The organism is Streptomyces sp. G5(2025) (assembly GCF_049542075.1).
Lineage (GTDB): Bacteria > Actinomycetota > Actinomycetes > Streptomycetales > Streptomycetaceae > Streptomyces.
The window spans coordinates 2321186-2342577 of the sequence record NZ_JBMUZT010000006.1 but is presented as its reverse complement, the minus strand read 5'-3'; the positions used below and the strand labels follow the sequence as shown (position 1 = coordinate 2342577).

The window sequence follows — 21392 nt, the reverse complement described above, 5'->3', positions numbered from 1 at the left end:
CCTCGAAGTCTGCTCGGCCGGTGCGGGGCACACGCAGTCTCACACAGGGTGACGCGGCCTTCCCCGGGGAGCGGCCGGCTTATCGGGAGCCGGCTCATCGGTAGTCGGCTCATCGGTAGTCCGCGAAGAACTCCCTGATCTCCGTGAGCAGCAGGGCCGGTGCCTCCAGGGCGGCGAAGTGGCCGCCCCGGTCGTAATCCCGCCAGCGCACCACGTTGTTGACCTTCTCCTCGTCGCGGCGCAACGCGATGTCCTGCACGGTGAACTGCGCGACGCCCAGCGGCACGGACATCGGCTCCTGTTCGCCCCGGGCCGCCGCCTCCTCGTGAGAGAAGGCGGCGGAGGAGGCCGCGGTGCCGGTCAGCCAGTAGATCGTGACGTTCGTGAGCAGGGTGTCGCGGTCGACGGCCTCGTGCGGGAGTTCCTTCTCCAGGCTCGTCATGTCCCGTAACTTGTCGACGATCCGGGTCCGCGGCCTCGTCGACTGGATCGCGATGTAGCCGCCCGCCTCCGCCATGAACTCGTTCATGCGCCGCACCCTGGCCCGCTCGCGGTCGCTCAGCGTCGGGTCGTCCTCAGCGGCGCTCGGGAGGTGGTGCCGCCGTTCACATGGAGGGCCACGACGTGCTCGGGGTCGACGACGCCCAGCTCGCGGGTGATGCCGGCACCCAGGTCGCCGCCCTGTGCGCCGTACCGGCCGTAGCCGAGCCTGCGCATCAGCTCCGCCCACGTGGTGGCGGTGCGGCGGGTGTTCCAGCCGCTGTCGGTGAGCGGGCCCGAGAAGCCGAAGCCCGGCAGGGAGGGGATCACCAGGTGGAGGCCCGCCAGTCGTAACCGTTCGCCCAGTGATCGGCCAGTTCCTTGAGGTACGCGACCGGGGTGCCGCGCTCCCGGCCCTGGCCGCGGGCCTCGCTGGGCCAGCGGGTGCGGCCGAGACGGGCCCGGAGGTCGTCCAGCTCGGCCTGGGGGACGGCGATAAGGCCCCGAGGTTTTCAGCCGCGCCCGAACACTCAGTACGTCAGCACCACACCCACGTACGAGACCCCGGCGATCACGCCCCACGCCACCAGGCCGAGCGCCGCGACCCGGCCGCCCGTGCGGGTCAGGGACGGCAGATCCACCGCGCTGCCCAGGCCGAACAGGGCGGCAGCAAGCAGCAGTTCCTGCGCCACCTGCGCGGCGTCGATCGCGGCGCCCGGCAGCAGACCGGTCGTGCGCAGGACGACCATGGCGAGGAAACCCGCGACGAAGAGCGGCACGAGCGGCGGACGCCGGGCACCCCCCGTCGCGGTCCCGGTCCGACCGGCGGCGCGGGACCGCGACCGTGCCCGCACCGACAGGGCGACGGCCGCGACGAGCGGCGCGAGCAGCGCCACCCGCATCAGCTTCACCAGGACCGCGTCGCCGAGCGCCCCGGAACCGGCCGTCTGCGCGGTGGCCACGACCTGCCCCACGTCGTGCACGCTCGCCCCGACCCAGCGGCCGAACTCCGCGTCGGTCAGGCCCAACGGGTGCTGGAGCAGCGGGAGTACGGCGATGGCGAGCGTGCCGCACAGCGTCACCAGGGCCACCGACGTGGCCGTGTCCCGCTCGTCGCTCTCGGAGACCTCGCTGACCGCGCCGATCGCGGACGCGCCGCAGATCGAGTAGCCGGTGGCGACGAGCAGCGGCTGATCGCCGCGCAGGCCCATGCGGCGGCCCAGCCACCAGGTGCCGAAGAAGGTCACGGCGACCACGCCGAGCACCATCACGACCGACGACCAGCCGAGCCCTAGCACGTCGTCCAGGCTCAGCTTCAGGCCGAGCAGCACGATCCCGACGCGCATCAGCCGCTTCGCCGCGAACGTCAGCCCCGCCTTGCCGGGACCGCGCACGAAGTGCCGCGCGGGACCCGGCAGATGGGCCGCCACGATGCCGAGGAGCACGGCGGCGGTGAGCATCGGGACGCCGGGCACCAGCCGGTGCGCGCCCCACGCCACGGCGACCCCGGTGGCGGCGAGCGCCAGCCCGGGAAAGATGCCGGACGGGTGGACGGCCGGTGGAGCAGCTCTCGGTGTACGGGACTTGGGGCGTTCCCCGAGCAGCGCCATTACCGGTCGGCCGGCAGGTCGTACACCCGGCGGACACTGCTGCCCAGGCGGGCTATGTCGGCGCCGTAGATGTGCAGGGATATCGCGCGCGTACCGCAGGCGTTCCACACCCGGTGGATGTCGCCGGGCGGCGCGAAGCCGCAGACCGCGCCCCGCGGGTTGACGACGTCCTCCGTGGCGATGAGCCGGGCGGTCCCGCCGGGCTCGGTGGCGGGCACGAGACGGTAGCGGCGCTCGTGCTCCTCGCCCTCGTGGACGCCGGTGACGCACCATGAGACGTGGTCGTGCACGGAGGTCCGCTGCCCCGGCAGCCACACCAGGGCCACGATCGAGAAGCTGCCGTCCTGCTCGGCGTGCAGGACGTGCTGGCGGTAGCACTCGGGGTCGCCCTCGCACTGGTCGTCGGTGAGCAGGTCGGCGGCGCCGAGGTGCGGGGCGAGCCGCTCGCCGACCAGGTACGCGGTCAGGTCGGGAGGCAGTCCGCGCCCGACCGCCTCGCGCACGTCGGCGACGAGGGTGTCGAGGCGCTCTGTGGTCCGGGCGGCCGGGTACACGGTCGGAGTGGTCATACCGGCAGCGTGGCGCCGCCCGATCCATCACGTCCAACGACAGTTTCTTGGCGACCCCGCAACTTCCGCTTATGGATGGGGGCGGGCGGGGGCGTCGCGGGCGCCGACGGGAGCGTCAGCAGCCGACGCGGTTGGCCGCCACCGTCCTCAGCTCGTCCAGCACCAGCGCGGTGGCCGGGATGCGCAGATGCTCCTTGAGGACGTACGCCGACACTTTGCGCCGCGAGGCGGGGTCCAGGGCGCGGCCCGTCACCTTGCGGTGGCACAGGAAGTTCAGGACGAGCCCCGGCATCATCGCGATGCCGAGCCCCTCGGCGACCAGGCTCTGCACCACCAGGTTGTCGTCGGTGGTGAAGGCGATGTCGGGCGCGAAGCCCAGCTCGGCGCACTCGTGCAGGAAGTTGGCCCGGCAGCGCGGGCAGCCGGCTATCCACCGCTCATCCGCCAGCTCGGCGAGCTTGACCGAGCGGCGGCGCGCCATGGGGTGCCCGGCGGGCAGCAGCACGGTCAGCTGGTCCTCCATGAGCGGGATCTCCGCCAGCTCGTCCGGCACCTCTTCGTGCAGGCCGGGGTAGGTGAAGGCGAGCGTGATGTCGCACTCGCCGCGCACCACGCGCCGCAGCGACTCCGGCGGCTCGTCCTCCAGTAGTTCCACGCGCACGCCCGGATGGCCCGAGGCGAGGCGGGCCAGGGCCTCCGGGATGAGGGTGGCGTTGGCGCTCGGGAAGGCGCAGACCCGCACCCGCCCCGAGCGCAGCCGCGTGATCGCGTTCATTTGCTGCTGGGCGGCGGAGATGTCGTCCAGGATGATCCCCGCGTGCCGCGACAGCGCCTCGCCCGCCTCGGTCAGGCGCATGCGGCGCCCGACGCGGGTGAACAGGGGCGTGCCCACGGAGCGTTCCAGGGCCTTCATCTGCTGGGTGATCGCGGGCTGTGTATAGCCGAGGGAGCGGGCGGCCGCCGAGTACGACCCGGCCCGGACCACCTCGTGGAACGTCTTGATGTGCCGTGAATCGAACACCGCTGAATCATAAGCAGATATTGGGATGATCGGACAAGAGTGAGGGTATGGCTTGTACTGGCCCTTGTCAGGGCGCGAGTACTGGCCCTCGTCAGGCGTGCGTACCGGCTCTCGTCAGGGCCGAGTGCCGGCCCTTGTCAGGGCGTGGGAGGGCCTCCTGCCCGGTTGTTAGCCTGCGGGGGTCCGAACACACGTCCGAAGAGGAGCCCCCGTGCCCAGCCCCCGCATCGCGCTCGTCACCTGCCGGCCGCAGCCGGAGTACGACCGCGACCTGCCGGTCCTCGCGCGGGCCGTCGCCCGTGCCGGCGCCGACGTCCGCGTCGTCGGCTGGGACGACCCGGACGCCGACTGGGCCGGATTCGACCTCGCGGTGATCCGGTCCACGTGGGACTACAGCCTGCGCGCCGCCGAGTTCGTGGCCTGGGCCGAGCGGTGCGCCCGGCTCACCCGGCTCGCCAACCCCGCGCACGTCGTGCGGTGGAACACCGACAAGCGCTACCTCGCCGACCTGGCGGCGGCAGACGTCCCCACCGTCCCCACCTCCTACTGCGCCCCCGGAGGCAAGCCGGAACTGCCGGACGACGACGCGGAGTTCGTTGTCAAGCCGACCTCGGGGGCCGGGGCCCGGTACGCCGCCCGCTATCGCGCCGAGGAGCGCGAGAGGGCCCTCGCCCAGATCGCCCGCATGCACGACGAGGGGTTCACCGCCATGGTGCAGCCCTACATGCCCCGCATCGACACCACCGGCGAGCGCGCGCTCGTCTTCCTCGGCGGGCGGTACCTGCACGCCATCCGCAAGGGCGCGGTGCTCGCGCCCGGCACGGCGTACGACGCCGAGAAGATACCCCACCCGGACCTGCGCCCCTGGGAGCCGACCGAAGCCGAACTGGACGTCGCCGCACGGGCGTTGGCGGCCGTGCCGGACGCCCCCGAGCTGCTGTACGCGCGCGTGGACCTCGTGGACGGGCCCGAAGGCGACCCGTGCGTCATGGAGCTCGAACTCGTCGAGCCCAACCTCTTCCTCGCCCCGCACCCCGGCTCGCTGACCCACGTCGTGCAGCACATCCTCAAGGCGGCGGTGTAACCCCGAAGCCGGGCCCCGCCTCCGCCGGCACGCACTCCACCCGCTGGAGCAGGCCCCACGTGAACTCCGCGACGCAGCGCCGCCGTTCACCGCCCGCGTCCGGCGCGGTGAACGCCAGGCGCCACCGCGTCGGCGCCGTCCCCTCCATGGGCCGCGCCGGGGCGAAGGCGTGCGCGGCCTCGTCGACCGTGCACGACCACGGGGTGAGATCGTCGACCGTACGCAGCTCGGGCCCTCGCGCCCCCGGCGCCCGCACCAACCACGCGTCCCACAACGCCCCGTTCGGCGCGAGCAGCACCTCGAAGCGCAGGTCCGGCCAGAGCGGCACCGGCCAGCGCAGGGCCTCGCACTCCAGGTCGCCGATCGGCCGGCGGGCGGTCGACTCGGGAGCGCCGAGGACCGAGCGGTAGCGCGCCGCGGCGCCCCGCGAGCGCGCCCCCCGCGCCATCGCCTGCCAGCGGCGGTTGGCCTCCCGCATCTGGGCGATGGAGGCGCCCAGTTCGCGGCGGGCGTCCTCCACGAGGCCGGGGTTGTGGTCGGCCATGCGGCGCAGCAGGACCAGCTGGAAGTCCAGCGGGGTGAACGGGGCGGCGGGGGAGGAGGCGCTAGCGGGCATGCACCCCATCGTCGCGCACCGAGAACGCGCCCGGGCGGCGCCCTTCCGGAAGGAACAGCACCGAATTGACGTACCGGGGGCGGCGGGGCGTGAGCACCCGGCGCAGCAGGCCCTGCGACACGACGTACGACGTGTCGTCCTGGTGTGCCTCCAGGTCGAAGGCGGCCAGCGGCAGCCACGTGTCGCCGGGCAGGACCCAGCCCCGGTAGCCGTGGTGGCGGGTGAGCAGGTCCACGATGGGGGCGATCGGCTGGATGCGGGCCTCCAGTTCGATGAAGAGCGCCGGGCGGTCACGGGCGATCAGCTCCCGCGCGCCGCGCAGCACCGGCAGTTCGTTGCCGTCCACGTCGATCTTGACGAAGCCGACGTCCCGCAGACCGAGCCCGTCCAGCGTCAGACACGGCACGTCGACGGCGGTGGCGTGGATGTCGCGGCGGATCAGGGACGACACGCCCCGCCGGCCCTCGTCCCCGGGCGGCAGCCAGAGCCGGGCGGTGCCGGGGTGGTCGCTCGCCGCGCCCTGGACGACACGGACGTTGCCGGGCGTGCTGGCGGCGAGCAGCCGGGCGAGGCGGGGCACCGGCTCGACGGTCACCACGCGGCGGGCGTGCGCGGCGAGGCGGCGCGACCACGGGCCGTACCAGCCGCCGACGTCCACGGCGGTGCCGCAGTCCGGCGGGCAGAGGTCGCCGAGGCGAGCCAGCTCCGGCTCGAAGCGTGGGTAGACGAGGCGGGCCAGGGAGGCGATGAGACGGTCGGGGACATAGGGCGCGAGGCGCGCGGCGAGGGTCATCGGCGGGCCCCCGTCACGGGGATATTCGCTTGAGCAGCTGCTCGTGCTCGTCCTCGGGGACCTGCTCGCCGGAGGAGGGCAGCAGCTGCGGGATGCCGTCGACCACCGGGTAGCGGCGGCGCAGCCGCGGGTTGTAGAGCGCCTCCTCCGGTACGAGGGACCCCTCCTGCGAGGTGAGGGGCTCCTCCGCGGTGAGCAGATGCAGCGGCCCCTTGTCGAGCGGGCAGGCGAGGATCTTCAGCAGCGGGTCTTCGGGGTTCATCCGCTTGTCAGCTCCTTGGGCGGGGGCGTGGGTTGAGGTGATGGCCCGTCGTGCTTGGGCATGGCGAGCAGCACGGACACGGCGAGCACCGTGCCCGCGATGCGCAGGGCGAGGCGCACCGGCTCGTGCGGCAGGGCCTCGCCGAACGCCAGCGTGCCGAGGACCGCGGTGAACAGCGCCGTCACCGTCGTGCACACCGGGACGATCAGGGAGGCCCGGCAGCGCTGGAGCGCCGCCTGCGACATGATCAGACCGAACGCGCCGGTGAACAGCAGCAGGTACGGGTAGGGCGAGAGCAGCAGGTCGACGAGCGCGCCGCCGAGGTTCCGCGTGGTCAGGTGGCTGGAGACGCCCTTGATGGCCAGCGAGCTGACGCCGTACAGCAGACCCACCGCGACGCCGTACTCCACACCCGCCGACGGCATGCGGTGGCGGTGCTTGGCGCGGCGCTCCGCCGCGCTGTAGAGCCAGACGCCGGCGGCGAGCGAGGGCAGGCAGACGGTGAGGACGAGCGGCGCGGGCGCGCCGCGGCTCACGGCGTCGTCGGTCTCGCTCAGCGACAGCACGACCATGAGCAGCGCCAGCAGGATGGCGCCGACCGCGTACCGCTCGCGCCCCGAGGTCCGCTCGCCGAGCAGGGCCGAGGACAGGAGCAGCAGCAGGACCAGGCCCGACACGAAGATGCCCTGGGCGGCGGCGATCGGCAGCGTCCGGTACACCATCAGCTGCGCGCCGAAGCCCGCCGCCAGGGCGAGCGAACCGCCGATCCACAAGGGGCTGCCGAGGACCTGCCGCAGCAGCCGCAGGGGCTTGCGGACGCTGACCGACGGCATGGCGGTCAACGCCCGCTTCTCCAGGACGAACCCGGTGCTGTAGAGCACGTTCGCGAGCAGCGCCGCGGCCACACCCCACCACATGGGACTCAAGTCCTTCGGGCGTGCAGCAGCAGGATCGAGGAGGCGCTCGGGACGGCGCAGGCGAGCCGGTCCAGGGCGCGCAGCGGGCGTGGCACGCCGTGGAACGGCGCGCCGGACAGGCCCACGACGCGGAAACCGCTCGCCGCGACGAACTCCCGCAGCGCGCGGGCGGTGTAGAGCCGCAGGTGGCCCACGACCTCCTTGCCGGGGCGGCCGTGGATACCGCGCAGGCTCACCTCGGAGAAGACCGGCTGCACCCCGGCGAGCAGTAGGCCGCGGTTGTACCAGGCCGCGAGGTTGGGCGTGGACAGCATGAGGTGCCCGCCGGGCCTGAGGACTCTCCGCAGCTCGTCCAGCGCGCTGTCCGGATCCACGAGGTGTTCGATGACCTCGCTGAACAGCACGGCGTCGGCCGCCCCGTCCGCGAACGGAAGGCCGCCGTCGGTGAGTTCACCCCGTACGACGTACGGCAGGTGGGCGTGGGCGCGCTTCAGGGCGTCCTGCGACCAGTCCACGCCGATCACCCGGTGGCCCGCGAGGAGCGGCGCCGCGGTCGCGGCGGCCGTGCCGTCGCCGCAGCCGATGTCCAGGACCGTGGCGGTGCGGGCGGCTGCCGGGCCGAGCGCGGCGGCGAGGATACGGGCCTGGCGCAGGCTGCGGGCGTCGCCCGATGCCACCGGGACGGCCGGGTTCTCGTAGAAGTCGCGGAGCCCGGCGGGCCGCCCGCCGGTCGCGGTGGTCACCTCGGGCCCTCCTCGGTTCCGTCGGTCACGGTCTGCTCCGTCGCGTGGAGGTAGTGCTCGAACAGATCCCGTAGGTGTGCCCCGTCGCCATGGCTGAGCAGCGTCTTCGACCAGCGCAGGGCGAGGTGCAGCCGGCCCGCGGTGGACGCCGTGGTCACCGTGAGGCCGCGCGGCAGGCGGGCCGGGGCGGAGAACCACACGGCGTGCGCGCGGCCCGCGTCGCCGAAGTCCAGGGCGTACGGGACGCGGCCGATGTTGCTCAGCAGCGTCGTCGACGTCCAGGGCGCGGCGGCCCGGCGCAGCCCGCGCGTGACGGCCGCCCGGATGGTCACCGGCAGCACCGGTGCCGTCAACAACGTGGCGCCGTGGCCCAGTTGGGGACGTGCCAGGGCCTTCAGCGCGCGGGTGCGGTCGGAGGTGCGGCGCAGCAGATCACCGATGGCCTGCGGGGTCCAGTCGCGGTGCGCCAACTCCTCGGCGCTGAACGGCACTTCGACGAGGCGGGTGCCGTTGCCGATCGGCATCGTCGCGTCGCGGGGGCGGTCGTCCACCGGCATCGTGATGCGCAGGGGCCTCGGCCGCGCGCCGTGCTCGCGGTTCCAGTGCACGAGCATCAGCGCCGTCGCCACCATGAGCTGGTCGTTCACGGTGAACGGGGAGCCCTTGGGCCGGCGCGGCACGGGCAGCTCCGCGACCAGCATGCCGTTGCCGGGCGAGGGCTCCGGTGCGCCCCGGGCGACCCTGGCGGGCGGCGACCAGCCGGAGGCGGCGTCGGGCGGCGGCGGGGGAGCGGCCCCGGCGCTCTCGGGCGTACGGGTGGGCGGCGCGGCCGGGGCGTTGTCCCGGCCGCCGTACAGCTCGGCGGCCGTCGCGAGGACGCGCAGGCAGGCCGGGCCGTCGAGGGCGGTGTGGTTGATGGTCAGGAAGAGGACCGCGCCCGGATCTCGCCCCGGCGGGGTGCCGGAGCCGGGTTCGGCCGCCACCACCTCCAGGCGGATGGGCGGGGAGGCCGACAGCGGGGGCGCCTCGGCCAGCGCCCGTTCCCGGGCCCGCTTGAGCGCGTCCGGCTCCGGCGGCGGGAAGGCCACCACCTCGGTGTCCGGCCCGTCGGTGAGCTCCCACTCGTAACGCCGGCGGTACCAGGGCCCCTTGGCCTCCCGCATCAGGATGCGCGGATGGCGGCGCAGGGCCTCGGTGAACGCGGCCTTCAGCCGGGCGGGGTCCGGGGTGCCCGGCAGGTGCACCTCGATGTGCACGGTCTCCGGCTCCTCCTCCTGGAGGCAGTGCCGGGAGACCTCGTCGACGACGGGGAACGGCACGCGCGCGGGCGGCCGGCCGGGGCCGTCCGCGCGCCGTGCCGGGTGTTCCAGTGCGGTCATCGCTGCGTGCCTTCTCCTGTGCCGGGTGTGCGCTTGTGCCGCGGGAAGCGGACCGTCGCGTCGCTCTGCGGCGCGGGGCCGGGGTCGTGCCCGGAGCTGGGCCGGCCGGCTCGGGTCCTCGGGCCGAGACCGTCGGACCCGCCCCAGGGTGCGCCGGGGCCGGTGAGGTGGCCGGTGGGGCGCCCGGGGCACCGCCGTCACGCCCGCGCTGCGGCAGCGGCGGCGCCTGCGGGTGGGCCGGCTGCCCCGGGGCGGGGCCGCCTTCCGGTCCGTACACCAACGTATCGGCGGTGTCCGACCGCGTGTACCGCTCCTTCACGCTTACCAGCGCCGCGAACAGCGCGAACAGCGCGAGGAGTTGGGCCACCGGGCCGAAGGCGCCCCTGTCGGCGCTGACGGCCTCCCCGGCCCCGGTCGCCGCCGCGACACCCGCGCCCGCCATCGCCACGAACGCGATCGGCACCAGCAGCGCGTGACGCCACCAGGCCAGCAGGGCCAGCGCCGGGACGAGCAGGGCGAACGGGCCCGCGATCACCGCGGCCACCAGCGTCAGCGCCACCGTGCCGAGGATCGGGCCGGGGGCGGGCGGCGCGGGCGCCAAGGCGTCCGTGTCGCGCTCGCGGCGCCACAGGACCACGAGGCCGATCAGGGCCAGGACACCGGCCCCGGCCAGGATCAGGCCGATCTCGTAGGTCCGCGACGGCTCGTAGGTGAGCTTGACGGTGCCGCCCTCGCCCTTGGGCACGAGCCAGCCCTGCTGCCAGCCGTCGAGCCGCAGCGGGGTCAGCTCCTCGCCGTCGAGCGTCGCCTTCCAGCCGTCGTTCACGTTCTCGTACGTCGTGAGGTACGAGGCCGCTCCCGCGCCGACGCTCACCTCGCGGCGGTCGCCCAGCCAGTCCTTGATCCTCAGCTCGCGGGCAGTCTCGTCCACGGCGCCCGGGGTGCCCCGGGTGAGGGAGGCGTCCATAACGGCGAGCGGACCCGCGTCACCGGTCTCGACGCTGTGCGCGCCCGCGTCGAGCCGGACCGTCGTGTCCTTCTCGCCCCGCCGGCAGAGGCTGACCTCGACCGGCCTGCGCTCGGTGAGGTCCGCGACCTTGCCCTTGGCACTCGTCTCGTACAGCTTCCCGTCGATCGACATCGTCGGGCCCTGGCCGCAGGGCAGGGAGAAGCGCGCCGAGGCCTTGGGCTGCGGGGTGCGGTACTGGTCGAGGGCGGGGACGTAGACCTCCGTGAGGCCCACCGGCAGCCGCAGGTCGTCGTCCACCACCGGGTTGTGGACCGTCAGCGGAGCCGTCTTCGTGATGGTGATGTCCATCCGGTCCGTGGTGATCGGGGCGAAGCGGGCGTTGCCGTGCTCGTCGACGCCCGCGGTCGCGGCGCCGTCCGGCGAGCTGATCTCGATCTTCTCGGGGCGGGTCGACAGGCCGCCCGCGGCGGGCAGCACGATCTCGCCCACCGGTTGCTTGTCCGGCCACTTGAGACGGATCACGGGCCGGTTGTCGGTGCCCGCGATCCACGCCGTCGTCAGATCGCCGTCGGTGAGGTTGCGCGGCGACAGGCCGTTGCCGAGCCTGGCCGTGGAGTCCGCCGACGCGGTGATCCGCTGCTTCTGCTCCGGGGCCACCTTGTAGAGCAGCTCGTCCAGTCCGGCGCCCGGCAGGGCCACCGCGCTCGCCTTCACCTCGTACGCGCCCTCGCCCGTCGTCGTGAAGCGGCGGTGCAGGCCCGTCTCGGCGTTCACCGGCGAGAGGGCGCTCGGGTCGGAGGAACGGTGCAGCGAGTACGTCGTCGCGTCCGCGCCGGCCGTCTTCTGAGCGTCCTTGGGCAGCTGGAGGAGCTTGGTGACGCGCACCTCGGGGATGGTGATCTCCGAGAAACCCGCGCCCGTCAGGCCGGGACGCGGCTCCTGGGTGTCCAGAATCGTGATCTTGATCCAGTCCGTGGTGCCGGCGCGCGCCTTGACGCGCTGCGCCGTGCCGTTGGGCTGGAGCGAGCTGGTGACGGAGCCCCGCTCGGTCTCCACGCGCACCCGCGTCGGCGCCGACCGCACGCCGTTCTGCGGCAGCGGTGTGACCCGGAAGGAGGAGGGGACGGTGACCTCGGAGGTGAACTCGGCCTTGATCCACTCGCCGTTCGCCGAGCCCGAGCCGCCCTCCGCCCACGCCGTGGCCGGGTCGCCGTCGAAGGCGTTCACCGGGTCGTACTGCGGCAGGTGGAAGAGCCAGTTGCCGTAGGAGGAGGCCGTCACGGACTTGGCGCCGCGCAGCTCCGCCGTCGTCTGGTGCTCGACGCCGCTCGTCGGCAGGATCTGGTGCGGCTTCTTGCCGGGATCCTGGGCCGCGCCGGGCGCGTTCCGCTCGTCGGGGCCGTAGGTGTACGACGTGTTGGTGTTGACCAGGCCGAAGCGGGTGTCGGCGCGGCGCAGACCGTCACCGACCGCCAGCAGGCCCGGCGTGCCGACGCCCGGGTGGTTGTCGCCGGTCAGCACGGCCGGACGGTCGCGCATCGCGGGGTCGGCGGAGAGCGGCAGCAGCGACTCGGGGCCACCGCTGACCACCGCCGTGTTGGACACCGGCTTCAGACCCGCCTGCCCGGGGCGCTCGGCGCCCTCGCCGGGGGCGTAGATCTCCACCGCGCGGTGGCGCGGGTAGAGGCCCTCCACCTGGAGCGGGGTGTCGTCGGGGATGGTGCCGCCGGTGGTCTTCGGGCCGAAGCCGGTGACGCGGCGGAAGCCGGACTCCTCCAGGGTGCGCTTGACCGTCGCGGTCGGGACGTGGCCGACCTGGTCGGGGTCGAGGTCGTTGCGTACGACGACGTAGTACAGCCCGGCGCGGGTCAGGTAGTCGCTCAGGCCGGGCACTTCGCCGCCGGTCATCAGCGCCTGCTCGACCGCGTCCATCGCCCGGCGGTTGCCCGGCGTGCCGAACGGCACGTAGTCGCGCTGCGCCCAGCGGGACTCGGCGAGCACGTCGAGGGGCTGGTCGATGGGGGAGCCCCAGGTGTAGATGCCGTGCGCGGTCGCCGGGACGACGAGGGCACGCGAGTCGGGGGAGTACTTCTCCAGCCAGTCGGCCGTCGTCTGCCAGTACGTCGGCAGCTTCTGGAACGAACCCGGCTGGAGGATCGAGCCGTTGAGATACGGCCACGCCAGGCCCGGCAGCACCAGGACCGCCGCGATCAGCGTGGCGTACCGCCTGCCGCGCACCGGCCGCGCCCCGCGCGCCTGCGCGGCGACACCGACGAGGTGCATCAGGCCGAACACGAGCGCCAGCGCGAGGCCCGCCTGGAACTTGTAGATGTTGCGGAACGGGACGAGCCCGCCGTTCAGCCACGACTGGACGGTCTCGTGGAAGGGCGCGCCGAACGCGCCGCCGTACCCGGCCAGCGTGATCAGGGCGACCGACAGGACGGTCAGGACCAGCCAGCGCCGCTCGGGCAGATCGCGCCGGGCGAGCCCCGCGAGGCCGAGCGCGGCCGCGAGCGCCGAGCAGACGACGGTCACGACGGCCGTCGCCACCGTCCAGCCGGCCGGCAGCCAGGCCTCACCGAAGTAGAGGTACGCCACCCAGTTACCGGCGCCGCGCAGCGTCTCGGTGGCCGACATGGTGCCGGTGGTGGTCGCCGAGTTCTCCACGTAGGGCAGGAAGTTCTCGCCGTGGATGCCCAGCATGAGCAGCGGCACGATCCACCAGGCGGTGGCCAGGATGACGCCCGGCACCCACCAGGTGATCAGCTTCCGCTTGCGCGGGCCGTTCGGCCGGGAGAGGAGATAGAGGGCGACCGGGAGCAGCGAGGCGAGGGTCGCCGCCGCGTTCACCCCGCCCATGAACGGGATGATCAGCGCCGAGCGGCACGCCGCGAGCCGCGCGCTGATCCGCGGGTCGGCCAGCGGGAGCAGCACCCACGGCAGGACCGCGCCGGGCAGCGCCGCCGCCGACGTCGAGCCGACCACCACGGTGAACGTCGGCCACAGCGCGTACACCACCGCGCCGAGCAGCCGGCTCTGACGGCTGCCGATGCCGAGGCGTTCGGCCAGGCGCAGGGCGCCCCAGAAGGCCGCCGTCACGATCAGCGACAGCCACAGCCGCTCGGCCAGCCAGACCGGCAGCTGCACCAGGTCGGCCAGGCCGTAGAACGGCAGCATCGGGAACGCGTAGCCGACGTACTGGTCCTGGATGCCGCCGAAGCCGCCGCGGTCGTGCCACAGCTGGCCGAGGTCGGAGAGGAACTGCCAGGGGTCGACGGTGACACCGAGCTTGGTGTCGAACGTCATCCGTCCCGGTTTCACCGCGAGGAACAGCACGAGCACCACGGCCCAGAACCCCAGCAGCCAGCGCCGCGAGCGCGGCCCCCGCGAGGGTTCCGGGGCGTCGGCCGTGGGTCTTATGGCGGCCGGGGGTGGGGCCTGGACCGTGGTCATGGACACCGCCTGAGAATGAGGAGGAGGTTCCAGGTCGCGACCTCGCGCACACCTGGCACCTTGGTGATCGCCCCGGCCAGGAACGGCCAGTAGCGCGAGCGCGCCGACACCACGTCCACGTCCTCGCGGGCCCGCACCTGGCGCAGGGTGGCTCCGACGTGGTGGGCGAAGAGGTTCTCGCCGAGCGTGTGTTTCGCGGTTTTTCCGGTACGTCGTTCATAGCGGGCGCGGGCCCGGTCGGCGCCCAGGTAGTGCCAGGGCGCCCACTCGTGACCGCCCCAGGGGGAGAGCCAGTTGGTGAACGAGACATAGATGAGCCCGCCGGGGCGGGTGACCCGGACCATCTCGCTCAGGAACGTCTGCGGGTCGTCGACGTGCTCCAGGACGTTCGAGGAGAACGTGACGTCGGCGACGGCGTCCGCCAGCGGCAGCAGATAGCCGTCGGCGACGACCGCGCCCTCGGGAGGCTTGGTGCCCGCCGCCGTCATCTCCGCGAGATCCGGCTCGAAGAGGAAACTCTGCGCGCCGCGCCGCCGGAACTCCTCGGTGAAGTAGCCGCCCCCGCCGCCGATGTCGACGACGACGCGGTCCTTCACCGGTACGTACGCCTCCACCTGGTCGGCGGCGTCTTTCGCGAGGAGGGTGTAGCAGCGTTCGGGCTCTTGCTGTTCGCGCAGGAACGCCCGGAAGAGCGTGACGGAGCGGCGCAGGGACGGGTCTTTCACTCAGGTCCCCTGCGCGGTCGAGGGCCCGGCGGGCGGGGATATGGGGGGCCCGGCGGGCGGGGCCATGGGGGGCCCGGCGGGCGCACGGTGGGCGGCGACCGCCTCGGCCGCCACCGCCTGGAACTGCCGGACCGTGTTGCCCCAGCGGAACTGCGCGGCCCGCTCACCGGCGGCCTTGCCCAGCGCCCTGCGGCGCTCGCCGCTGAGCGCCAGCGTGCACCAGGCGGCGGCGAAGGAACTCTCCCCGCGTGCGAGGAGGCCGGTCACGCCGTCCTCTATGGAGTCGCGGACCCCGGGCACGTCGAAGCCGACCGAGGGCGTCGAGCGGGTCGCCGCCTCGGTGATGACCAGGCCCCAGCCCTCCACGGCCGAGGGATGCAGCAGCATCCAGGCCTCGCAGAGCAGCCGGTGCTTCTCCGCCTCGGAGACATGGCCCCGGAACTCCACGCCGGGACCGGCGAGCTGCTCCAGGCGGGCCCGCTCGGGGCCGTCACCCACGATCACGAGCCGGCCGCCGGTGACGGGCCGCACCCGCTCCCACAGCCGCAGGAGGAGATCGATCCGCTTGTACTCGACAAGGCGTCCCATGGCCAGGAACAGCGGCTCGTCGGAGCGGGCGTGCAGCGGGCCCGGCTCCTCGACGCCGTTGTGCACGATGCGTATGCGCTCGCGGTCCACGCCGATCGCGCGCAGGGCCGTGGCCGTCGACGGCGAGACGGCCACGAGCAGGTTGCCGCGCTGGGCACCGGACAGCGCCCAGTGCTCCAGTCTCCGTCCGAGCCGGGCAGCTGGGGCGAGCGCGCCTTGGAAGCGCATCCCCCACAGATCGGTGTGGACGTGGTTGACCAGGCACAGCGTCGGCCCGCGGTGCCACAGCGGCGCCAGGTACGGCATGCCGTTGCAGACCTCCACCAGCAGGTCGCAGTCGCCGACCTGCCGGGTGAAGGCGGAGCGCGCCCGCAGGAAGTGACCGAGGTCGCCACCGGCGGAGACCACGCGGTAGTCGCGGTGGGCGGCGGGCCCGCCGCACAGCAGCGTGACCTGGTGGCCGAGCTTGCTGAGCCCGTCGGCCAGCCGGTCGACGAGCAGTTCGGAGCCGCCCGCGGCCGGGTTGCCGAGGTCGCGGTGGGCGAGGAAGACGATCCGGCGCGGCTGTGGGGGAGGCGCCGGGAGGCGCTGCGCGTGCCGTGGGGCGGCCTCGCGGAGCGAGGACGGTACGTGCTGGGGCATGCGTGCTCCAACTCGTCTCAGGGTGCGGAACTGTGGGGGGTCCGGGCGGGCGAAACGGTCCTGCTGCGGTGCTGGTGCTGGTACGGGGTGGTACGAGGTGGTGCGGGGTGCGGCGGCCGGGCCGCGCGACGTGGGGTCGTCGCGGAGGTGCTGTGTCCGGCCGGTGCGGGGGTGGTGCGGGGACTGTGCTCGGGTGGGGGTGGTTAGTTTTCGCTGCCCGTTACCGCGGGTCTACTCACCGAGGTGACAATTTCCGGCCTTTTCCGGGCTGACGCCCCATCACATCGTGCTGGAGTGCAGGGCTGTCGCGGACGTCCCAGGATTCGGACTGCCGGGCTCCGCTGAGCCGCCGTCCCCGCCGGGGCCGTTCCCGTGTCCTGCGGGGCCCTCCGCACCGTCGTCCCTTCGCCCTCGTACGACCCAGACGGCACCCGCCAGGGCGAGCACCGCGCCGAGTACCCCGGTGAGCACCGGAAGAGTCTCACCGACCAGCTTCAGCCGGTCGCTGTCGTCCTTGGCGAGCTTGACCTGCGCCTTCTGCGTGGCCGGGGTGAAGGCGATGCGCTCGCTGTCGAGCAGCACCCTCGCGTCCTTGTCCGAGCCGGGCGCGCGCAGCGTCTTGCGGGGCCCGATCGCGGCGTAGATGATCCGGCCGGTGCGCCGGTCGGCCACGAGCTCGATGCCGTGGTTGGCGTAGTACTCGTCGGCGATCACCTGGCTCTTCTTCGGCTGTCCGACCAGCCGCCCCGGCACCTGACGCGTGCCGGTCTTGTGGGGCTTCACCGTCGCCGTGAACCGGTAGCCCTCGTACCCCTGGATCTGCTTCGTGCCCCGGTAGGTGAGCGGCACCGTCGCGCCGAGCGTGTTGTCCCACCAGCGGTAGGAGCGCTTCTCCACGTCGAAGGGGAACTTCAGATACGCCTCCCCCTCGAAGTAGGGCTCCTCGTCGCAGCAGTGGACCGGTTTGTTCGTCTTCCGGTCGGTGACCCAGCGCTCCTTGGTCCACTGGAGCGCGTCGTGCGGGGTGGCGGCGGGCAGCGACTTGTCCGGGTCGACGGACGTGACCACGTCCCAGACGGCCCGCCCGCTCTCCTCGCTGTCGGCGACGTCGCCGCGGACCTGGCGGGTGATCGTGAGGTTCTTGTCGTGCACCGTCTTGATCTTCGCGGTGTCGAAGTAGCTGCCCTTCCCCTTGAAGACCGTGATGGTGTCGATATCTGTCGGGGTGCGTTTCGCACGTGGTTCGACGTACCAGGCGAGCAGCGGCGCCAGGACCAGAAGAAACGCGCCGAGGCCTAGCAGGATCAGGGAAAAAGGCGAGGTGGTGCGGCGCATGGGGGCACTCCTGGGCTAAGGGCGGGAGAAGTGTTACCGAGCCGTACGTATGGGCGGGGAACCGTAGGCGCACCCTTGACTAGGTGTCAATGGATGCAGAGACTGGGGCCCAGCCGGACGGGGCCGGCTGGGACTGTACGACATGAACTCCATGGCGCTGCCACGCGCCATGACCGGGACTGTGTGCCCAGGGTGGGGACGACCTCCGACAGAGAGGCTGGCCCTCGCAATGCACCGACTGCTCGCCGCATCACTCACCGTCGCCGCCGGGGCGCTGCTCGCCGTGGGCGCCGCCCTCGGCATCGTCGCGCTCCTCGACGCCACACCGGAGCAGCCCAACACGCCGCTGGTGCACTACGACGTGCCTGCGCGAGGTCAGTGAGCCACCGTGGCCGTGACCGACACCCAGCCCCCCGAGGCCGCCGAGGCGGGCCAGAGCGCCGCGCCGTCGCGCTCCGCCTGGCGGGACGTGCCGCCCCGGCAGGTGCGGCGGTTCGCCGCGCTCGCCCTGGAGGAGGTCCCCGCCCTCGCCCAGGACATCCTGCGCGAGATCCGCGCCGAGTACCCGGGCCTGCCCGTGGTCCTCGACGACTCGGGGGAGCCCATGGCGCTGGTCGGCATCCGCCGCGCCCTTGAGGGCTTCGTCCAGCAGCTGGCGTCCCAGGAGGGGCGGCCCCGCTACCACCTGGAGGTCTTCCAGGAATTCGGCCGCGGCGAAGGCCTGCACGGCCGCAGCCTCGACTCGCTCCAGGCGATCTACCGCCTCGGCGTCCGCCTCGCCTGGCGCCGCCTCGCCGAGATCGGCCAGCAGATCGAGATCCCGCCCCCCGCCATGTACGAACTCGCCGAGTCCGGCTTCGAGTACCTGGACGGCCTGGTCGACCAGTCCGTACGCGGCTACGCCGAGGCCGCGGCCCGCGAGGCGGGCGAGCGGCTGCGGCTGCAACGCAAACTCATGGAACTCCTGCTCTCGGAGCGGCGCGCCGAATCCACCGGCGGCACGGCACACGCCACCGGCCCGGCACACACCATCGGCACGGGCCGCGGCTCCTCGTCCGGACCCGCCGCCCCCTTCGGCAACGCCCTCGGGGAGCGGGCCGCACGGGTCGGCTGGCAGCTGCCCGAGCGGGTCGCCGTGGGCGTCCTGCTGCGCCCCGCACGCGAGGCCGTGGCACCCGCCGTCGGTGAGGGCGTCCTGCTCGACATGGAGGCCGAACAGCCCCGCATGGTCGTACCCGACCCCGAGGCCGCCGGGCGCCCCGAACTGCTGCGCCGCGCCATGACCGGCTGGTCGGGGGCGATCGGCCCGCCCGTGCCGCTCGCCGACGCCGCGAAGTCGCTGCGCTGGGCGGAGGCGGCGGTACGGCTCATGGAGCGCGGCCTGCTGCCCGCCGGTGAGGTCCTGCACTGCACCGAGCACACCGAAGCCCTGGTGCTCCTCCAGCCCGAGGAGCTCATCGAGGACCTGGCCCGCCGCTGCCTGGCCCCACTGGAGCACTGCGGGCCCGCCCACGGCCGCCGCCTCGCCGAGACCCTCCTCGCCTGGCTGGAGACCCGCGGCGGCGCCCCCGAGGTCGCGGCCCGCCTGGGCGTCCACCCTCAGACGGTCCGCTACCGCCTGCGGCAGATAAGGGAGCTGTGGGGCGACGAGGTGGACGACCCCGACCGCCGCTTCGAGCTCGAACTGGTGCTGCGCGCACGGCGGTTGAGGGGGCTGCTCGGCCGCGCCCAGCCGCCCGCGCCGGGCCGGGTCAGCAGCACTGCCAGGTGAACAGCGCCCGGTCGAAGCGGAGCTCCGCCAGATCGGCGCGGCGTATCAGCCAGTAGAGGCAGCCCACATCGCCCCACATCATGTCCGCCGCCTCGTCCGAGTCGAACTGGGCCAGCAGCACCCAGTGCTCCGACTCGTCGGCGAGCCGGGGGTCGTACCAGTCGGTGCCCGGGCCCAGCGCCGCGCGGGCCACCTCCAGCTCGACGGGCCCCTGCACCGACTGCGGGGTGCCGCCGAGCCGGTGGCCCACCTCATTGTCGTACTCCCACAGGGCGTGGGCGAACTTCTCGGAGCACAACGGGTGTTCGTACTCCTCGAAGGGCTGGGCCTCAGGTGCGAAGGCCTTCTGGATCCGCGGGTGCGTGGCGTCCGCGACCGTCAGGTCGGCGCGCGCGGTGAGCGGGATGTGGGGGTAGGCGTCGAGCTCCCCGGGCGTGGCCCGCGCCTCGGCGGGCGTGTCCGCCGGCACGTACACGACCCGGGCCCCGGCCAGCGACTCGGCGTCGCCCACCTCCACCAAGGCTTCGCCGTCGTCCAGTTGGCCGTCGAAGTAGAAGAAGGCCAGCGTGCCCGACGTGGGGAACGGTATGTCGAGCACGCCCTGGGGCAGCGCCGCGCAGTCCACCGAGGCGATGAACGCCAACGGGCCGTTCCCCTCCCAGACCGGCCACTCCACGTCCCGCGGAAGCCGGGGCTCCCCGCCCAACTGGCCCACCACCGCGTCGTCCCCGCCCGCCGCGGTGAGCCGGACGCCGGGCCGCAGCAGCCCGAGCCACCGCTCGGCGACGTCGGCGGGAAGGTGCGCGTGGGCGAGGGCGCGCAGCGCGCCCGAAGAGGTCTGCGTCATACCCCTGATCATGCCTCCCACCACTGACAACGCCCCGCCGCTCCGGAGTTATTGATTCCGCACACAACATTCACAGCGGTGGCTTCCGCTGTCACGTGTGCGGCACCTAGCCTCCATGCCTCATGGACTACTGCCACCCGTGCCGCAGGCACCTCAACGGCGCCCTCGCCTGCCCGGGGTGCGGAACCCCGGCCGAAGCCCGCCGGGAGTACGCGCAGGCGGCCGCCGCGGGGAAGGAACCGGGCGGCAAGGGCGACAGCGGCCCGTACGACGAGGAGCCCCCGCGCCCCCGCTCCCGCCGCAAGGAACGCGGCCGGGGCGAGCGCCGAAGGGAGCGCGGCCGCAGAGCCGCGCACCGCCGCAGGCGCCGCAAGGTCCTGCTCGCCACCGCGGGCCTCGCGCTGGCGGCCGGCGGCCTGAGCCTGGCCGAGCTGGGCATCGAGGGCCGCTCCGAGGACCCGTCCGCCGCCTCCGCCCCGGACGGCGACGCGGGACGGAGCCCGTCCCCGGGGGCGACCGGGGGCCCGGGCGGCGGCAGCGCGTCGGGGTCCGCCACGGCCGTCTCGTCCGCGGCGTCCGCCGAGGAGAAGAAGGACGCCGAGGACGAGAAGGGCGACGACCGGAAGAAGAAGCGGGAGAAGGACCGGCACAAGAAGCGGGACAAGGAGCAGGACAGGGAGCGGGCGGACAGGGAGGAGCGGCAGGGGCAGGAAGAGGCCACGGACGACGGCGGGCAGCCTGACGGCTCCTCGCCCGCCGCCCCCGGCGCCCCGGCCGGCACCCCCGGCGCGCCGGCCCCCACCACGCCCCCGCCGACCGCCGAGGACCCGCGGCCGACCCCGGAGCCGGAACCGAAACCGGAACCGGAACCGGAAGAGCCGTGCGACCGCTTCCTGTGGTGGTGCACGTGAGGCGTCAGTTCATGAACGGGACGGCGTCGGTCGGGTCGGCGTGCCAGTTGGTGGAGACGGGCTTGTCGACCAGCGTGGCGCTGGGCAGCTTCAGGGCGATCGCCTCGGCCTCGTCACCGGCGACGGACAGGAACAGCCGCTCGTACTCCGTGCCGTAGTCGTCGTTGGTCGTCTTCGGGTTGATCCCGGCGTGGGCGGCGGCGGAACCGGAGAGCTTCACGGTCTCGGTGACGGCCTGCTCGGCTGGGGTCACCTCCGAGTCGACGGAAGACCCGAAGGAGGCGGACGGGATGGTGCCCTCCAGGTAGCAGGTGATGCCGGGCCTGGCCTTGGCGGTGACGAGGAAGTAGCCGCCGGCCTGCGTCTTCTCGGTGAGCTTGAAGGTCAGGTCGTTGGTCCCGCAGGCCTGCTCGACGGCGGGCGCCTTGCCCTGGCCGCCGCCGGCGAGGGCGGTGCCCGCGGCGGTGGCGGTGAGGGCCGCGGCGGCGACGGCGGTGAGGGCGAGACGGGCGGAACGGGCGGCAAGACGCGAACGCATCGACAACTCCATGAGATCGACGACTCCGTGAGTACGGAGAGCGGGACGCCCAGCGAGCTGCTGGGACGGCCCTCAGCGTGTGCCGTGATCCGTCCCATCCACCGCCAAAGCCCGACATGACGGGACGCTGGAACGCCG

Annotated in this window: 21 protein-coding genes and 1 pseudogene; 4 read left to right on the top strand and 18 right to left on the bottom strand. The window is 73.5% G+C overall.

Annotation, left to right across the window (positions count from 1 at the left end; genetic code table 11):
- Positions 1–109: 109 nt before the first annotated feature.
- The 6 genes from ACOBQB_RS21475 to ACOBQB_RS21450 all read right to left on the bottom strand — a co-directional run bounded on the left by ACOBQB_RS21475 (position 110) and on the right by ACOBQB_RS21450 (position 3680).
- Complete coding sequence (locus ACOBQB_RS21475) at positions 110–529, bottom strand: hypothetical protein (protein WP_423593777.1); 420 nt, start codon at positions 527–529, stop codon at positions 110–112.
- A 29-nt stretch (positions 530–558) separates the two neighbouring features.
- Positions 559–810: an alpha/beta fold hydrolase gene (locus tag ACOBQB_RS21470; RefSeq protein WP_423593776.1), complete on the bottom strand. Its 252-nt coding sequence runs from the start codon at positions 808–810 to the stop codon at positions 559–561.
- Positions 807–956 carry an epoxide hydrolase N-terminal domain-containing protein gene (locus ACOBQB_RS21465; protein ID WP_423598648.1) on the bottom strand — a complete coding sequence of 50 codons (150 nt, stop codon included), beginning with the start codon at positions 954–956 and terminating at the stop codon, positions 807–809. Before ACOBQB_RS21465 ends, ACOBQB_RS21470 begins: the two co-directional genes overlap by 4 nt.
- Positions 957–1010: 54 nt before the next feature.
- Positions 1011–2090 (bottom strand): YeiH family protein, encoded by a 1080-nt coding sequence (locus tag ACOBQB_RS21460; protein WP_423593775.1) that lies wholly within the window; start codon positions 2088–2090, stop codon positions 1011–1013.
- Positions 2090–2659: a cysteine dioxygenase gene (locus ACOBQB_RS21455; RefSeq protein ID WP_423593774.1), complete on the bottom strand. Its 570-nt coding sequence runs from the start codon at positions 2657–2659 to the stop codon at positions 2090–2092. Before ACOBQB_RS21455 ends, ACOBQB_RS21460 begins: the two co-directional genes overlap by 1 nt.
- Before the next feature lie 115 nt (positions 2660–2774).
- On the bottom strand, positions 2775–3680 hold the full coding sequence (locus ACOBQB_RS21450; protein WP_423593773.1) for a LysR family transcriptional regulator: 906 nt from the start codon (positions 3678–3680) through the stop codon (positions 2775–2777).
- A gap of 211 nt (positions 3681–3891) precedes the next feature.
- Here ACOBQB_RS21450 and ACOBQB_RS21445 point away from each other — a divergent pair, with 211 nt between their 5' ends.
- Entirely contained in the window at positions 3892–4764 is an 873-nt protein-coding gene (locus tag ACOBQB_RS21445; protein ID WP_423593772.1) for an ATP-grasp domain-containing protein, read from the top strand.
- Here ACOBQB_RS21445 and ACOBQB_RS21440 read toward each other — a convergent pair.
- The 10 genes and pseudogenes from ACOBQB_RS21440 to ACOBQB_RS21395 form a co-directional block, all read right to left on the bottom strand.
- Positions 4748–5389: a hypothetical protein gene (locus ACOBQB_RS21440; protein WP_423593771.1), complete on the bottom strand. Its 642-nt coding sequence runs from the start codon at positions 5387–5389 to the stop codon at positions 4748–4750. The genes ACOBQB_RS21445 and ACOBQB_RS21440 overlap by 17 nt on opposite strands.
- Entirely contained in the window at positions 5370–6173 is an 804-nt protein-coding gene (locus tag ACOBQB_RS21435; RefSeq protein WP_423593770.1) for an FkbM family methyltransferase, read from the bottom strand. Before ACOBQB_RS21435 ends, ACOBQB_RS21440 begins: the two co-directional genes overlap by 20 nt.
- A 13-nt stretch (positions 6174–6186) precedes the next feature.
- Positions 6187–6435 (bottom strand): Trm112 family protein, encoded by a 249-nt coding sequence (locus tag ACOBQB_RS21430; RefSeq protein WP_423593769.1) that lies wholly within the window; start codon positions 6433–6435, stop codon positions 6187–6189.
- Positions 6432–7340 (bottom strand): hypothetical protein, encoded by a 909-nt coding sequence (locus ACOBQB_RS21425; protein ID WP_423598646.1) that lies wholly within the window; start codon positions 7338–7340, stop codon positions 6432–6434. Before ACOBQB_RS21425 ends, ACOBQB_RS21430 begins: the two co-directional genes overlap by 4 nt.
- Positions 7341–7357: 17 nt before the next feature.
- On the bottom strand, positions 7358–8095 hold the full coding sequence (locus ACOBQB_RS21420) for a class I SAM-dependent methyltransferase (protein WP_423593768.1): 738 nt from the start codon (positions 8093–8095) through the stop codon (positions 7358–7360).
- Positions 8092–9474: a condensation protein gene (locus tag ACOBQB_RS21415; RefSeq protein WP_423598644.1), complete on the bottom strand. Its 1383-nt coding sequence runs from the start codon at positions 9472–9474 to the stop codon at positions 8092–8094. Before ACOBQB_RS21415 ends, ACOBQB_RS21420 begins: the two co-directional genes overlap by 4 nt.
- Positions 9434–13897, bottom strand: a pseudogene (locus tag ACOBQB_RS21410) (alpha-(1->3)-arabinofuranosyltransferase domain-containing protein); the annotation flags it as partial. The pseudogene ACOBQB_RS21410 and the gene ACOBQB_RS21415, both read right to left, overlap by 41 nt.
- Complete coding sequence (locus tag ACOBQB_RS21405; RefSeq protein WP_423593767.1) at positions 13894–14622, bottom strand: class I SAM-dependent methyltransferase; 729 nt, start codon at positions 14620–14622, stop codon at positions 13894–13896. The pseudogene ACOBQB_RS21410 and the gene ACOBQB_RS21405, both read right to left, overlap by 4 nt.
- The gene (locus ACOBQB_RS21400; protein WP_423593766.1) at positions 14623–15852 is read right to left on the bottom strand and encodes a glycosyltransferase family 4 protein; all 1230 of its coding nucleotides are present in this window, start codon (positions 15850–15852) and stop codon (positions 14623–14625) included.
- Positions 15853–16131: 279 nt separating this feature from the next.
- The gene (locus ACOBQB_RS21395; protein ID WP_423593765.1) at positions 16132–17187 is read right to left on the bottom strand and encodes a DUF3068 domain-containing protein; all 1056 of its coding nucleotides are present in this window, start codon (positions 17185–17187) and stop codon (positions 16132–16134) included.
- Positions 17188–17416: 229 nt separating this feature from the next.
- Here ACOBQB_RS21395 and ACOBQB_RS21390 point away from each other — a divergent pair, with 229 nt between their 5' ends.
- Both ACOBQB_RS21390 and ACOBQB_RS21385 read left to right on the top strand, forming a co-directional pair.
- Entirely contained in the window at positions 17417–17569 is a 153-nt protein-coding gene (locus ACOBQB_RS21390; RefSeq protein WP_205039874.1) for a hypothetical protein, read from the top strand.
- Positions 17570–17581: 12 nt separating this feature from the next.
- Entirely contained in the window at positions 17582–18958 is a 1377-nt protein-coding gene (locus ACOBQB_RS21385) for a helix-turn-helix domain-containing protein (protein WP_423593764.1), read from the top strand.
- On the opposite strand, the gene ACOBQB_RS21380 is transcribed toward ACOBQB_RS21385, so the two are convergent.
- The gene (locus ACOBQB_RS21380) at positions 18939–19805 is read right to left on the bottom strand and encodes a YwqG family protein (protein ID WP_423593763.1); all 867 of its coding nucleotides are present in this window, start codon (positions 19803–19805) and stop codon (positions 18939–18941) included. The two genes, ACOBQB_RS21385 and ACOBQB_RS21380, sit on opposite strands and share 20 nt — an antisense overlap.
- Positions 19806–19927: 122 nt before the next feature.
- On the opposite strand from ACOBQB_RS21380, the gene ACOBQB_RS21375 reads away from it, so the two are divergent.
- The gene (locus ACOBQB_RS21375) at positions 19928–20716 is read left to right on the top strand and encodes an SCO2400 family protein (RefSeq protein ID WP_423593762.1); all 789 of its coding nucleotides are present in this window, start codon (positions 19928–19930) and stop codon (positions 20714–20716) included.
- Positions 20717–20720: 4 nt separating this feature from the next.
- Here ACOBQB_RS21375 and ACOBQB_RS21370 read toward each other — a convergent pair whose 3' ends face one another.
- Positions 20721–21254 carry a DUF4232 domain-containing protein gene (locus tag ACOBQB_RS21370; protein ID WP_423593761.1) on the bottom strand — a complete coding sequence of 178 codons (534 nt, stop codon included), beginning with the start codon at positions 21252–21254 and terminating at the stop codon, positions 20721–20723.
- Positions 21255–21392: the final 138 nt, after the last annotated feature.

Bases quoted from the DNA above. Each gene is read 5' to 3' on its own strand.
- ACOBQB_RS21400 (WP_423593766.1), bottom strand. From the start codon at position 15,852: ATGCCCCAGCACGTACCGTCCTCGCTCCGCGAGGCCGCCCCACGGCAC.
- ACOBQB_RS21440 (WP_423593771.1), bottom strand. From the start codon at position 5,389: ATGGGGTGCATGCCCGCTAGCGCCTCCTCCCCCGCCGCCCCGTTCACC.
- ACOBQB_RS21395 (WP_423593765.1), bottom strand. From the start codon at position 17,187: ATGCGCCGCACCACCTCGCCTTTTTCCCTGATCCTGCTAGGCCTCGGC.
- ACOBQB_RS21390 (WP_205039874.1), top strand. From the start codon at position 17,417: ATGCACCGACTGCTCGCCGCATCACTCACCGTCGCCGCCGGGGCGCTG.
- ACOBQB_RS21370 (WP_423593761.1), bottom strand. From the start codon at position 21,254: ATGCGTTCGCGTCTTGCCGCCCGTTCCGCCCGTCTCGCCCTCACCGCC.
- ACOBQB_RS21455 (WP_423593774.1), bottom strand. From the start codon at position 2,659: ATGACCACTCCGACCGTGTACCCGGCCGCCCGGACCACAGAGCGCCTC.
- ACOBQB_RS21435 (WP_423593770.1), bottom strand. From the start codon at position 6,173: ATGACCCTCGCCGCGCGCCTCGCGCCCTATGTCCCCGACCGTCTCATC.
- ACOBQB_RS21430 (WP_423593769.1), bottom strand. From the start codon at position 6,435: ATGAACCCCGAAGACCCGCTGCTGAAGATCCTCGCCTGCCCGCTCGAC.
- ACOBQB_RS21415 (WP_423598644.1), bottom strand. From the start codon at position 9,474: ATGACCGCACTGGAACACCCGGCACGGCGCGCGGACGGCCCCGGCCGG.
- ACOBQB_RS21380 (WP_423593763.1), bottom strand. From the start codon at position 19,805: ATGACGCAGACCTCTTCGGGCGCGCTGCGCGCCCTCGCCCACGCGCAC.
- ACOBQB_RS21375 (WP_423593762.1), top strand. From the start codon at position 19,928: ATGGACTACTGCCACCCGTGCCGCAGGCACCTCAACGGCGCCCTCGCC.
- ACOBQB_RS21475 (WP_423593777.1), bottom strand. From the start codon at position 529: ATGAACGAGTTCATGGCGGAGGCGGGCGGCTACATCGCGATCCAGTCG.
- ACOBQB_RS21460 (WP_423593775.1), bottom strand. From the start codon at position 2,090: ATGGCGCTGCTCGGGGAACGCCCCAAGTCCCGTACACCGAGAGCTGCT.